This window comes from Paramixta manurensis, assembly GCF_013285385.1.
Lineage (GTDB): Bacteria > Pseudomonadota > Gammaproteobacteria > Enterobacterales > Enterobacteriaceae > Paramixta > Paramixta manurensis.
The window spans coordinates 2,568,661-2,583,082 of record NZ_CP054212.1 but is presented as its reverse complement, the minus strand read 5'-3'; the positions used below and the strand labels follow the sequence as shown (position 1 = coordinate 2,583,082).

At 48.2% G+C, this 14,422-nt stretch carries 7 protein-coding genes and 1 pseudogene; 3 read left to right on the top strand and 5 right to left on the bottom strand.

What is annotated here, in order from left to right; translation table 11 throughout:
• Window positions 1–62 precede the first annotated feature (62 nt).
• A complete protein-coding gene (locus PMPD1_RS12435) occupies window positions 63–8,057 on the top strand; it encodes an LPD38 domain-containing protein (RefSeq protein WP_173634339.1) in 7,995 nt (2,664 codons plus the stop codon).
• 480 nt (window positions 8,058–8,537) lie between these two features.
• Here the strand turns inward: PMPD1_RS12435 and PMPD1_RS12430 are convergent, their stop codons facing one another.
• The 4 genes and pseudogenes from PMPD1_RS12430 to PMPD1_RS12415 form a co-directional block, all read right to left on the bottom strand.
• Window positions 8,538–8,939: a hypothetical protein gene (locus PMPD1_RS12430; RefSeq protein WP_173634338.1), complete on the bottom strand. Its 402-nt coding sequence runs from the start codon at window positions 8,937–8,939 to the stop codon at window positions 8,538–8,540.
• A complete protein-coding gene (locus PMPD1_RS12425) occupies window positions 8,917–9,327 on the bottom strand; it encodes a polymorphic toxin type 44 domain-containing protein (RefSeq protein ID WP_173634337.1) in 411 nt (136 codons plus the stop codon). The genes PMPD1_RS12430 and PMPD1_RS12425 overlap by 23 nt, the downstream gene beginning before the upstream one ends.
• The gene (locus tag PMPD1_RS12420; protein ID WP_173634336.1) at window positions 9,324–9,815 is read right to left on the bottom strand and encodes an Hcp family type VI secretion system effector; all 492 of its coding nucleotides are present in this window, start codon (window positions 9,813–9,815) and stop codon (window positions 9,324–9,326) included. Before PMPD1_RS12420 ends, PMPD1_RS12425 begins: the two co-directional genes overlap by 4 nt.
• A 100-nt stretch (window positions 9,816–9,915) precedes the next feature.
• A pseudogene (locus PMPD1_RS12415) lies at window positions 9,916–10,731 on the bottom strand (DUF3289 family protein).
• Between the two features lie 281 nt (window positions 10,732–11,012).
• On the opposite strand from PMPD1_RS12415, the gene PMPD1_RS12410 reads away from it, so the two are divergent.
• Both PMPD1_RS12410 and PMPD1_RS12405 read left to right on the top strand, forming a co-directional pair.
• Complete coding sequence (locus tag PMPD1_RS12410) at window positions 11,013–12,026, top strand: acyltransferase family protein (protein WP_173634335.1); 1,014 nt, start codon at window positions 11,013–11,015, stop codon at window positions 12,024–12,026.
• Between the two features lie 269 nt (window positions 12,027–12,295).
• Complete coding sequence (locus PMPD1_RS12405; RefSeq protein WP_173636209.1) at window positions 12,296–12,943, top strand: metallophosphoesterase; 648 nt, start codon at window positions 12,296–12,298, stop codon at window positions 12,941–12,943.
• Between the two features lie 15 nt (window positions 12,944–12,958).
• Here the strand turns inward: PMPD1_RS12405 and rsmF are convergent, their stop codons facing one another.
• Window positions 12,959–14,401, bottom strand: a complete 1,443-nt coding sequence (gene rsmF, locus PMPD1_RS12400; protein WP_173634334.1) for a 16S rRNA (cytosine(1407)-C(5))-methyltransferase RsmF — start codon at window positions 14,399–14,401, stop codon at window positions 12,959–12,961.
• Window positions 14,402–14,422 lie beyond the last annotated feature (21 nt).

The window sequence follows — 14,422 nt, the reverse complement described above, 5'->3', positions numbered from 1 at the left end:
ATGATGCCAGGCCTCGCTTTAAAAAGCGGGGCTTTTTTTATGCCTGAAATCCGGAGAATGTAATGGCTGAAGACATGCAGCAATACCGCCCAGAACAACAATCAGATAATGATAACCGGCAAACCCTGAATATCAGCCAACCCGGCGAACGCGAGCCCTTTGATCTGGACGCAGCACTGGAGAAAGCAAAGGCAAAGGTTAATCCTAGCTTAACCAAAGGGGATATAGTTAGAACTGTCGCTGCTGTACCATTTGATGTAACAGAATCGATTGCGCAACTCCCCAAAGGACTTAATGATGTTGCGAATCGCTATGCAACTAGTCAGGAAAATGAGGCCCAAAGTCGTCTTGGTATATCTGACAATGCGATGAACACGATCAAAGGGGTTCGAAATGATATTGCTTCTGGGGTTGATAACACTTTTGGGTCCGTAGGACGATTGGCTAAAAAAGGCTCAGAGGCAATTAAAGAGGGATATTCCGAGGGAGCTAAGCAGGCAGCGGCTTTGCCATTTATCGAAAAGGATGCTGAAGGGGGTTACAAAGTTGGTCCTGGTGCTTTTGATAAAGATGCCTGGATAATTAATGCGACTCCAACGTTGGCTCAAATGTTCACGGTTGCAGGTATTGCAAAATTCGGCGCGTCAAAAGTAGCCAAGATTGCAGAGGATATGGCCTATAAGAGCTTAAGCAGGCAATTACCTGATGAGGTTGCCAGAGCGACAGCGAAAGAAGCGGCACAAGTCGCTGGTGATCGAGCCCAGAAAAAGATATTTGTTGGGGGAATGACAGCATCCGCGCAAGGTCAGGGTGGTATTGATATGCGCGATCAAATAACCAGCCTGCCATTTGATCAACTGATGCAGAGTCCGACATTTCAGAAAGCCTTTGATGATGTCGATACAGATGATGCGTATGCAAATCTGAGCGATACGCAGAAACTGACTATGGCTCGTAATATGGTCGCTGAGCAGGCTGCATCTTCTGTTACTGCCGATCCGCGCATGCTGGCTGTAAATATTGCAGCGGCGTCGTTAGGCGATCATACCTTGTTATCGCTTTTGACCAAAAAAGGAGCGGCTAGTGGTGTACTTTCTGGTGTAGCAACGGGGGCACTTGCTGAAGGAGGAACCGAGTTTGCGCAGGGTGCAACGCAGCAGTACCTGCAAAATCAACAACTGAAAGATACCGCTGGTCAGGACATCGACCCGATGAAAGGGGTGGTTGATACCGGTTTAAACAACGCGCTTTTAGGGGCGGGAATGGGTGCCGCAGCAGGTGCTATTGGTGGTGTTCGCGGGCGTAAAAATAATACTTCAGCGAGAAGCAATGAAGGTGATCCCGCCATCGAATCACCACCGAATGATGAGGGAACAAAGCAAGAAAGCGAGTCTCCAGCCACATCTGATGATGTAACTCCGGTTGCTTCCTCATCACCTACGCCCGATCTTGATACGCCAGCCTACCTACGCAATGACCCCCGCATTCAGGGTTTCGCTGATGACAGCGAGGTACAACAGGCATTAGGACAGGATGCTGCGCCCACACCTGAAGAACTCATCAGGCAGCAAATACAGAACGGCGATCAGGGCTTAACACCAGACGAACAAGCTACCCTGGCGGATGCTGATGCACGACGGCAGGCCAGAATCCCCCGATTACCGGCGCCCGGTGATACAAGTCTGGCCGAGGGTTATCAAATGCCCGGTCCCGTCGCGAATATTGATGAGCAGCAGGCCGGAAGTGGGCCACAGTTTCGTGGTGGTGAGCAAGTCCGTGGTCAGCGGCTACTGCCCCGTGAAGATGAGCCAAAACAGGAAGTTGGTCGCGCCAGCAATACCTATGAAGGTGAGACAGTGCCTGGCGATGCTATCGAAGATAAGAATATCATTTTCCAGCCAGGCAATTCTGACGAATCACAGGCCGGACGTTCACCGGATTTTACACGGGGAGAAACCGCGCCGCAGCGCCAGATGCGCGAATTTACTCAGGCTATGGGCAATGAGAACACGCCCCCCGGCATCTCTGATCAGCGCGTTCGGGCTGGAGATACACCAATCGATCGTGAAACGGCTGCTGTAGCGAAAGGGGCTGTTCCGACGCGATTGCAGTTCTTCAGTCCGGGAAAACCTTTTAGCACTGAGAAAGTCGCGCGTTATTCGAAGTGGGCCAAAATGCCCGGCGCGTCCGTTGAAAAAGTGGAAGGCGGTTATGCCGTTCGACTCCCCGATAAAAGCAAAGCCGCTTCAGTTCCTGCCGATCCTGACCTCAAGTTGTACCAGCCCGGTAAGCCATTCAGTAATGAGCGGGTAGCGCGCTTTTCCAAATGGGCAAAAATGCCGGGTGCCACGATTGAAAAAGTAGGTAACGGTTACGGCGTCCGTCTGCCTTCTGCACAGCCTAAAATTGAGGATTTTGGCGAGAAGCTTCAGGGTGCCGCTAAAGATCGTTGGGGCCAGTTCCGGCAGGCAATGCAGTCAAATAATACGGTGGAAGATATTGGTGCGCAGCCACTGAGTAGAACTTTCCCCCGCCCGGACTACGAAGCCCTTCACGCGGCAGGTATAAGTCATAAAGGGTTATCGATGGTTGCTGTTTTTCGCTCAATGATCGGCACCAAACCTACCATGCCGGGTCGTGTGAAACGATGGGCTGAACAGGCACATGAATTACGTGAGATGGCGAATGAAATACTGGACGGTAAAGTTGATCCGGATGAGATGCACCGTTTGTATGCAACGAATCCAAAGTTGCGCGACATCACTGATACGCTCGATTTGATGGCGAAACTACCCGCCGGGCAGGTTGAAGAAGCCTCACGCTACCGACTCCGCACGCATCACTATTCAATGTATAACGGCACCGATTACAGCAAATCAGGTGGCAAGACGATTTACGAACTTGAGGATCTAAAAGGTAAAAGTGTTCGTGGCGTTTCCGACGAGACTAAGGAAGGAGCGATTAAAAAAGCCGTCGCATATGTTAACCAGTCAACCAGCAAAGATGGCGTGAGCACAGTAAAGCAATCGAAACTCGAGATATACAGAGACCGGCATACGGGCGAACGATTTATCGCATATAAGGGTGCGACTGGGCTGGTGCCATTAAAATCAGGTTTTAAGGACGCTACTGAGGCACGCACCTATCTCAATGAAAACCGGGATGAGCTGGAGAAGAAGCTTTCCTCAATGCGTGAAACCTCCCGGACGGAGCAGCGAAACGCAGAGAACCGTAAACGAACCGGCCCGGCAGTTCGTGACAGTGCTGCAACACCAGAAAGTTTCACCGAAAAATTCGGTTTCCGTGGTGTTCAGTTCGGGAACTACGTTGAGGGTGCCCGCCGGCAGAAAGAATTAAACGAAGCCTATGATGCACTGACAGATATGGCTGATGTACTCAACGTACCCACCCAGGCACTTTCACTGAATGGCAATCTTGGGCTGGCCTTTGGCGCGCGCGGTCGTGGCGGGCTGAATGCTGCAAAAGCGCACTATGAACCCGGTCAGGTCGTGATCAACCTGACAAAAGGTAATGGTTCCGGATCGCTGGCGCATGAATGGTTCCACGCGCTTGATAATTTCTTCGGCCAGAGTGATGTTGGCCGCGATGGAGAGGTTAAGAGTGGTGACAACTTTATGTCGTCATCACGTCGGCGCGCGAAGGTTATCCGGAACGGACGTTTTGTTGATGCGGAGCATCCTGTACGACAGGAAGTATATAACGCATTTCGCGGGGTTATGGACGCGATTGATAACAGCGGTATGGTTGGCAGGGCGCGAAATCTTGATTCGGTACGCAGTAAAGCCTACTGGTCAACCAACGTCGAGCTGGCAGCCCGTGCCTTTGAACGGTACATGCTTGATAAAACTCAGGCTAAAGGCATTGATAACGACTACCTGGTTAACATCTGGAAAGGCGATGAGGCTAACGCCTCCGATACTTACGCATACCCTACCGATAAGGAACTGAGCGGCGGAATCCGTCAGGCATTCGATCATCTTTTCGCAACGTTGAAAACCCGGAAAACGGATCGGGGCACAACCTTTTATTCCCGATACGGTGGTGAGGATATTGGCGATGGAAATATCATTACCCGCGAAGGTTGGGAACCGGGTGTTGATAAACCAGCGCGGGGTTTAACGCGCCACGTTGCACAGGTCGCCGCCGACGGATTTGTTAAAAAAATGAACGGCGCAGCTAAGATAAAAGTGAAAGTCGTTCAGTCTCAGGATGAGGCAGCGGCCATGATGCCGAATGGTATACCGAAGGAATATGGCGTGGTGCATGCCATTTACCAACCTGAACTTAGTCGCGTTATCGTCGTTGCAGATAATATCCCCACACTTAAGGATCTGAACGCGAAGCTGCGTCACGAAATCCTCGCACACCACGGGCTTGCATCAGTAATCGGCGATGTTGAGTACGACCGTATCATTCGTGTGCTTCATCAGACGCGGCAAAGCCCTAATAAAGCAATTCAGGAAGTATGGGGCCAGGTTGACCGGTCATACAAAAATGAGTCGCTCGAAACCCAGGCTAACGAGTTTCTGGCTCACATGGCAGAGAATACCAGTATGTCGAAATTCGGTGCAGTGTATGACCGTATCGCAGGTGTACTGGTAAATGCGTTAAGGAAAGCGGGCCTGATTAGTCAGAACATTACGCCAGTCGAAGTGCGTAACATCCTTCGTACCATCGCAGGGCGGTTTAAACGCACGGCAATGCATGCAGACGAGCAACCGGGTACGCGAGAGTTTGAAGATACCTTTTCGCGGGCTGACGCGCTTTATTCAAAGGGCAATGACGATGTTGATCCGCTGAAACCTCTGCCACATGAGGCTGAACAGTACCGTACCGATCTGGATAAAGCCATGCGGTCGCTCAAGTCAGGTGAAATAAGCATCAAGATTGGACGAACGCCGCCGGTGCTGCGGGCGATGGGCGCGCCGAATCTGGATATGGTTATTACTCGCGACACAGTGCGTAAAGCCAGCAACGGCGCGAAGCATGATGTACCGATGGACGTAATTGAACGTCTTCCAGAGTTGTTTCATGATCCAGAAGCCGTCTTTGAATCAAAAACCAAAGACAACGCTGCTTCTGTGTTACTCAGCGCCAAGGATACCACTGGCCGTCAGGTGATGGCCGCCGTCCATATGAATATTGAGTCAGGACGTATGGTTATTAACCGAATCGCCAGCGTGTATGGGCGCGAGGCGAAGCAGTACCAGAACTGGATTGATGAAGGGCTACTGCGTTACCGTAGAAACAAAAAAGAAAACCCTGATAACCCTCATTCACAGGGGCTTCAATTGCCCAAGGAGGAGCGTTCTTATCAGGGTTCTGAGCCTTCATCTGGTACGACCCAAGGGCTGCAATTGCCCCAGCGTGGTTCACCAGATGTCGGTTCAAGCCAAAATATACTCACTTCTGCGGATATTCGCAAGAACAAAACGTTTTACTCCCGAGCCGCAGCGCCTGCTATGGATGATGTGATCAACCGTAAAATGGGGTTTCGTCGCGAAACCGGTTGGTTCGACAAGGCAAAAACCTTTTACGATACGTTCAACGGCAAGGATAAGGCTGCGAAGAAAGCCTGGTTGTCAGATTCAATGCGCCAGCTTAATACGCGCACGTTTGACGGACTGGCTCCAATCAAGTATGCCGAAGACGAAGCCGGTAAGTCACAAGCGGAGAGTTCGGCATACGTCGCGGCACGCATGGCAGCAGGTTCCGGTTCGGTCACCGCAGCAACGCTGGAGCACGGCCTGCCTCAATACAACGCTAAAGAAGGCGTGATTGAGCGTAAGGCAGGAACTACCAAAGCGGATTCGTTAATGGGCGTGCTTGACGGTCTCGGCAACCACCGTGAGGACTTTTTTAAATGGATTGCCGGTCACCGCTCTGAACGGCTGATGAAGGAAGGGCGCGAAAACCTGTTTACCGCACAGGAAATCGACTTCATGAAGTCGCTCGATAGTGGCCGGGAAAAACTCTTTGCCGATCAGAAAGCGAAGTACGACGCCTTTATCAAATCGATTATGGATCTCCAGCAGGATATGGGATTAATCGATCCAGAGAGCAGGGCGCAGTGGGAAGATGCCTGGTACATCCCGTATTACCGCGAAACGGAGGATGGTGGCGTACGCGGCCCGTGGTCAACACGAGGAATTGCGAACCAGAGAAGCACAGTTCGCCAGCTTAAAGGCGGCGAGCAAAATATAAAAGACCCGGTTGAAAACCTGTTTAATTACGTTTCTAAAGCTATCGATTCCTCAATGAAAAATGAGGCTATGCGTCGGACAGTCGTTAACTTAGCTGATACTGGCATGATTGATGTTATCGAATCGCCTAACAAAATCGATTATCAGCAAATTGGCAAAGGTGTTGCGAAGGTCTTCATCGACGGAAAAGAAACGCTGGTGCGTGTTCACAATGATGAGGTATATCGCGCCATGACCATGATCGACATGGAGAGAAGTAACTCAGTGTTTTTACGTGCAGCGCGCCAGGCAAAACGCGTGTTAACGATCGGTACCACTTCGATGCCCGATTTTATCCTGCGTAACTTCCTGCGTGATTCACTGCATTCATGGGCGATCAATAAAGACGGTTTTACACCGGTAAAATCCTCATTCGAAGGTTTAAAGAAGGCAATTAAGGGTGACGATACTCTGGTGGATATGATGTTTGCTGGCGCCACGTTTGGTGGAGGGTATTCGAACGTATATGACCCAGCCGGAACAGCCAGGAATATACGCTCAATCCTGCGCCGGAAAGGATATACCGATAGTCAAGTCAGGGAGTTTGAGTCTAGCATCGTTACCACTGGCCGGGATGCCATGAATAAACTCAATGGGGCGTTTGAAAAGTATAAGCACGTCAGCGAGGCAGCAGAGAATGCCAACCGCATCGCAACCTACGATGCGGCGATAAAATCGGGTAAAAGTAAGGCGCAAGCCGCATTTGAGTCTCGTGACCTGATGGACTTTAGTATGCAAGGCTCGGGTAAAATTATGATGACTCTGAGTGATGTATTGCCGTTCTTCAATGCGCGCATGCAGGGTTTTAGTAAGCTTGGCAGGGCAGTTAAAGCCGACCCGGCGGAAGTGCTCAAACGTGGTGGAATTATTGCTGCGGCTTCCGTGGCACTGATGGCCGCTAACTTAGACAATGAGAAATATGAAGAGTTGCCAGACTGGGACAAGGATACCTACTGGCATTTCTTTTTGGGCGATCAGCATTTTCGTATTCCTAAGCCGTTCGAGATAGGGCTTATGTTTGGCACGATGCCTGAACGCTTAATGCGCGCCATCGCCGGAAAGGACTCTGGTGCCAAATTTGCTAAGTTAGCAATTCATAATTTTATGGAGCAAATCGCTTTCAACCCTGTTCCGCAGGTCGCGTTACCAATTGCTGAAGCCTACGTTAACTACGATTCCTTTACCGGCAATCCGATAGAAAACATGTCCGACGGTAACCTACTCGCCAGCGCACGATATAACGACCATACCAGCATGATCGCACGCAAGGCGGGTGAAGCCTTTGGCTGGTCGCCAAAGAAAATTGACCACATCATAACCGGCTATACGGGTACGCTGGGGGCTTATGTACTGGGCGCCAGTGATATGTTGATACGCGGTATGGGTGATTATGGCGAAACGCCAGCGTTACGAACCGATGAGTTGCCCGTGCTCAAGTCATTCCTTCGCGGCAGTGACCCGGCCAAATCCACGCAGTTTACCGAAGACTTTTATCAGATGATGCAAAAAGCCAATGAGGTCTATAGCACGATAAATGCATTTCGTAAGCAAGGGCGATTTGATGATGCTCAGGAGCTTCAGGAAGAAAACCGGAAAGAGTTGTCACAGAGGAAGGGACTTAACGCCACACAGAAACAGGTAAGGGCGCTGAATGGGATGATCGAAATGGTTAAGAGTGACCGAATTTTATCAGCGGATGAGAAGAAGGACCGGATCAATAAGCTACTTGCCCGCCGGAATAAAATTGTTCAGCAGGCGGTTCAGCGTATCAATCCGTATTTTGATGTCAGATAACGATGCAGGCCTCCAGAAATGGGGGCTGATTTTTAAAGCAGTGCGACGATGAAGGACAACAACAAAATACTCCCTGTAATGCCTATTATTATGCTGGTGTTGCTGTCCATTCGCATGTCAACATTTGCAGCTAACAGGGCGGCAATGACTATAAAAGGGATGAGAAATACCGGGTGGGCGAGCATGAGTATGCCCCCAACGACCAGGCACATAATGAACAGGGTAGAAGGCATTAATTGCTCCGAAATTTTCCCGAAAACTCCCGAATTTAATGATAACCATCTGAAATTAAAGAATAGATTTGATAAGTGTTGATAGGTGCATTTATATCAAAAATTACATATAACTCATTGAAAAAAATATAAATATATTATCTTGATACGACAATAGGAATCGTATTCGGTCTTTTTTTAATCTGTATACTGAAATCCGATCCCAGACAGCGGCCTGGCCCCGGTTATGCTTAACTTTGGTTGGAATTTACCAAGGAGAGGCATCAAGGTGTATCGTTGCGAGACGGTTGGTATTTCTAAATGAGTATACTTCCCCACGAACACGCAAATAAACTTGACCTTCTTTGACTGCTATAGCGGCCGTATTGTCATTCGTAATCATAAATGGTGTTCTGTCGTCAACGTGAGCTATAAAATCAGCGTCGCTTTTTTTTGCATCATAAAAATAGTAATGATACGAAAATGAAGTCATAGCCCCGGCGCTGGCTTGTGTGATATACAAAACGGTCGATTCATTAATCCTTACCTTCTTATAAATTTCTTGCTCTACAGGGAATTTAAGAAAGTAAAACACCCACCCAAATACCAGTAAACTAAAAAAAACAGGCACCAGAATATAGCGTTTTTTAAAACCCTGTTCTTTTTGCATAATCGATCCCACATTTTATCCAAAATTGATCTTTGGGGTCATCTCCGTAAGGTGGCAGGCCGTACCAGTTACCATCCTCTGCCAGTCCATTTCCAGATCTGGATTGCGCCCAACCTGCCACCCGTAACAATACCGGCTCAGTTATACCTGCCGCTGTACCACCGACCGCACCATAATGAAAGTTTTCATACTGGCGACCAAGCCGAGTTTTATAATCCCAGGGGCCATGCAACCTTACCTGTTGATAAAACCACGCAAAAGTTAGAGCTGACGGCCCTTTATGAAACCGCGCCATCATCATATTATTGACTATGTTAATCCCCGGGGGAGCGAACGAAGACACATCATACGGCGGATGAGGCGATGCAGCTAATGTTGGGTATCTCATGCCTGTGCTCTTTCGTTCCAGCTATCGGTAAACATAATGTTTCCGTCGCAGTGCTTCCATGTGATTTTTTCATAACGAAGTTCCACGCATTCAAGGTGGTTATGCTTCTCTTTGGTTGCGTCCTTGGTATCGTGCATCACGGGGGACACGCCTACAATTTTCACACCTTCAAGCAGCATGTTGAAATATTCTGCTTCCTGACCTGCGTCATTGATGTGATACCACTTGAACTCTGCGGATTTAAGCGTCTGACCAGTGGCAACAGCCTTGTAGAGGTAAGGGGAGGAGCTATCAAATTCCTTTTGAATTAGCACGGCTGAGTGCTTACGGGTTCCTGTAATTTTTCCCGTCATTCCGTCAGTTGGTATGCTCAGGTTATGAGAAAATCCGGTGATCTCAATACTGCCGTCACGGTCTTGGACATCGACAGATCCTTTAATGTCTGCACCGCCATCATCTTTAAGCCATAGGTAAGCTGGAATAGCCATTTTTAGAAACCTCATATTTTTGTAGGTAATGAAAGCCTCAAGGTCACATAGGAAATAATCGATGCCAATACAATAAAAATAATCAGGATCTTATAGTGCTTCATTTTCTACGTACTCCTGTAATCGTTATGGTTGCACTCATATTAGTAAAAAAAGGCTTAAATCCAAAAGATTGCCAGTGTTGAAGTACAAACCATATCCGGAAAGCTCTTATATAGTGAAACTTTCTATTCATAATGTCTTCTTTATCAAGTTCAAAATGATCTTGCCCGGTATATTTTATGGTGGCAGTGAATTTATCCTTGCTTATTTCAAGGCTTGTTAGCTCTATTCATGTGGCATAAACATCATGCACTGACATTCCTAGCCCGTTAACGTAATCTATCCAGCGCCGAAACTTTGGCAAAGCTGTCCCACTAATATTTTTGAGGAAGTTATTGTCCTGAGATTGAGAAAATGTGCCTAATTCCCAGTCAATTCCATCATAAAGAGTAGCTTTAATTGCTAGTAATGAACTATTCTGTTCCGAAGTATCACCTATTATTTTCTCTTTGTAGGCACTATCAAGGAAAGGGCTAGAAAAAGGATTTCCTCGTCCGTTATAGAAATGTTTTACGAGGTCAATAAATAATTGTCGCTGCCCGAAATAGTATGCAGGCATCGACAGCCGCAGAAACTCGTTGAAAAGCAGGCGAGCCATCTCCTGTTTGGTCTTAGGTCTGGATTTATTGAAGGCACTAAACAGCGACACCTCTTCGCCGGTCCAGGGGTTAACCACATCTGATACGTCGTCAAGGTCACAATCTGTCCGGAGTTGCTTTTCTGTCAGATCGCCATACTGCATGTCATCGGTTGAGTAATCGTTAAATCTGTGCTGCGTTTGATAGAGAGTGCAAGGTAACAGTAATGCTGGCATACAAATTCCCTTATAGTATGGATATTTCAGCGTGTCATTCCTTACAGAGACAAGACTTATATCATAACGTGTGTTAATAATTTTAGCGTGGTGGTAATTTATACAGACTGTATAAATATCAGGTATATCCACAACTTAAGCGTACACCTTTTTTTTAATAGCATGGCAACCTTTTTCTCTGAGGTAAGTTTTTTCTGAAAAAATAATCCATTTTATTGAGATGCATAATCGTCTGGAGGACTATGTTTTTTTAACGTGTTTAAAATAACTACAAGTGAAATATGCGAAGGTCATGGGTTGACTATGCAAAAGGGATAGGGATTATCCTTGTCGTTTTAGGGCATGTAAATCGGGGGTTGTACAGTTCAGGAATCTATCTTTCCGACCGGATATATCAGCTAATGGACAGCGTTATTTATACTTTCCACATGCCATTATTCTTTTTTCTTTCCGGGTTATTTTTTATTCAGTCGATCGAGCGACGCGGTAAACCGGGGTTCCTGCTCAATAAAGTCAGTACGCTGATCTATCCATATGTTATCTGGTCTTTATTACAAGGGGGTATTGAGGTTCTGCTTTCACATTACACCAATAGTAAAACAGAAATCGGCGAGGTCTTATCATTATTATCGCAACCACGCGCTCAGTTTTGGTTTCTTTATGCTTTATTTATGGTCTTTTTTGTTGTCGCTTTATGTTACCAAAAAGCAATCTTCAATAAATACCTACCTATGTTACTGGTTATAACCCTGGCATTAAACCTCTATAATGACCGGTTAACCGATTTATTGCAGGTTGGCTATGTGGCAAAATATACTTTTTTCTTCATGCTGGGTATTGGGTTTCAACGGATAGATAACTACCTCAACAGGTTTATAAATGGCGCAATGCTTTGCGGTATTTCAATCTTGTTTATTGGCTTGCAATATTTATTTCACAGCGTTCATGGAAAGACATATATGGTTGCTGGTATTGAAAATGTGATACTGGCGACAATGTCGATTATGTTTATAATTTGTCTATCGGCCTATTTAGCCACCCTAAATATTACGCTATTACAGCGCCTCGGAGAACTTAGCATGATGATCTATCTGATGCATATCTTGGCCGGTAGCGGAATGCGTATTTTCCTCAGTAAAATCTTGCACAGTAGCGACTGGTGGCTACATCTCTCGCTGGGTGTAAGCGCTGGTATTTTGATACCGACAATTGCCGCGGTGTTTTTAACCCACCGGCGGTTTAATTTACTTTTTTCATGGCCGCATCGGCAGCTAAGTGAAAGAGGGAGTAAATAGCGCGCTGCGTGGCGATAAGCCTGACATTTATTGCGGAAGAGTGGAGGCTAACCCGCCTTTACTCACCCGACAATAACCAGATGCACTACCCGGGCCAAAATCTCCAACAGTAACAAGCTGCCTGAGAACAGAAGCACTAACGTAAAAATAAATTGTTTGCGGCTGCTCATTCTCTCCTCCCGTCGTCCGAAACCTCAACTGCTATACTTTACCCCTCGGTGTTTAAACAGCACATCAATATTAATAGCCTTGCTGTACAGGATTGTATGATGGTGTATCAATATCTTAATGGCGAAAATTGGCGGCATATCTATATTGTCGGTGACCTGCACGGCTGCCGCTATCTGTTAGATGAGCAACTGGTTGCACGTCATTTTGATCCGCAACAGGATTTGATTGTGGCGGTGGGAGATTTAATCGATCGTGGTCCGGAAAGTCTGGCCTGCCTGGCTCTAATCGATGAACCTTGGTTCCGTTGCGTTCGCGGTAACCATGAGGAGATGGCGCTCAATGCGTTAAACTCCGGGGATCGCATGCTGTGGGAACTCAACGGTGGCGAGTGGTTTTACCGTTTACGCGGTGTCGAGCTGGTTACCGCGAAGCATGCTCTGTTACGTTGTCACCAAATGCCGCTCATATTGCATATCCACTTGGAAGATAGAACGGTGGTGGTCGCCCATGCTGATTATCCTGCCGCGCATTACGCCTGGGGGCAGGAGATTGATGTACAGCAGGTGGTGTGGAGCCGGGAGCGTATCGACCGGCTACAGAGCGGGGAAGGTGAATCGATTAGCGGTGCCGATGCTTTCTATTTTGGACATACTCCGTTACAAAAAGTGCTGCACGCCTTTAATCAGCACTATATTGATACCGGCGCGGTGTTTGGCAACAGCCTGACGCTGGAGCAGATCCAGTAGCAGGCTGCTGGCAAGCTATCCGGCGCGGAATAATTTACCATCACGCACTAACTCGCGTGGGTAACTGTTTTTGAGACGCGTATTCACTTTTTTCGCCAACCCAAGCGGCTGATCTTGCCAGGTAACAATCACTTCATCGCGTGGTATCTCGCTTTGTGGGTAGATATCTCGCCCGCGATACCACTCCTCGGCTTCTGACTCGGTTAACGCAAAACTGTTATGTACATCGGGACGCGCCAGCGCGATAACCGCTTCGTGCTGCCAGCGAAAACCTTTCGGAAAGGTTTCTGCCAGCTTCACGCCAATGCGTGAAAAGCGCACTTTACCGAGCAGCGGTGTTATAGCGGAGGGAAATAACCACAGTTCTTTATCCCGTTGCCACAGCGTTAAGGCCTGGTCCCAGGCAAGCCCGACACGCGCCGCCGCTTGTGTAACCTCTTGTGTCAACTTTGCACTAAGTGGGGTGAACGGCAGTTTGCCAACTTTATAATTCGGTTGCGGCAAAGGCGGGATGCTGGCGAGTTTACGCAGACGCGCAACAAAGAAACCTTCACTATCAAACAACTGTGGGAAAACGTGTAAAAAACCTTCGGCTGTCACCGCGTGCTCCGCGCCGGGAAAAAGATCGTGCAGCGGATGCAGTGCCACCGCATCGGGGTAGCGGGCTAATAACCCGTTGACGACCTGCTGATTTTCTTGCGTGTTTAGAGTGCAGGTGGAGTAAATCAGCGTGCCGCCCGGCTTGAGGGCGTGGAAGGCGCTCTCAAGTAAATCGCGTTGCGTGGCGGCTATCTCGTCATTACTTTCCAGCGACCAGTTGCGTAATGCCTCCGGATCTTTACGAATGACACCTTCACCGGAACAGGGCGCATCCAACAGAATCGCATCGAATGTTTCCGGTAAGGCCGCGCCAAACACTCGGCCATCAAAATGGGTTAGCGCCGTATTGCTCACTCCGCAACGGCTGAGGTTGGCGTGCAGCACTTTGACGCGGCTGGCGGAATACTCATTGGCGAGAATTGCGCCCTGGTTATCCATTTTCGCCGCCATTTGCGTCGTTTTTGAGCCTGGCGCTGCGGCGACATCCATAACCCGCTGAGGCGAGGGTTGTGCATCAAACAGCGCACGTACCGGCAGCATAGAGCTGGCTTCCTGAATATAAAACAACCCACTGAGATGTTCCGCCACGCTGCCGAGCGGTAAGCTTTCATCGCTCTCTTCGCGTGAAATCCAAAACCCTTCCTCGCACCACGGAATCGGCGTTAGTTTCCAGTTGTACGGCGCGACTAACTGCAAAAAATCCGCCACGCTGATTTTTAGCGTATTGACGCGCAGGCTGCGGCGTAACGGTTGTTGGCTAATGGCGATAAAGCGATCAAAGCTATTTTCATCGGGCAACATTGCGCGCATCAGGTCAAGAAAGGCTTGCGGAAAATAAACGGGGGAAGAGTGAGCCACTACCAGATTCCATAACTATTA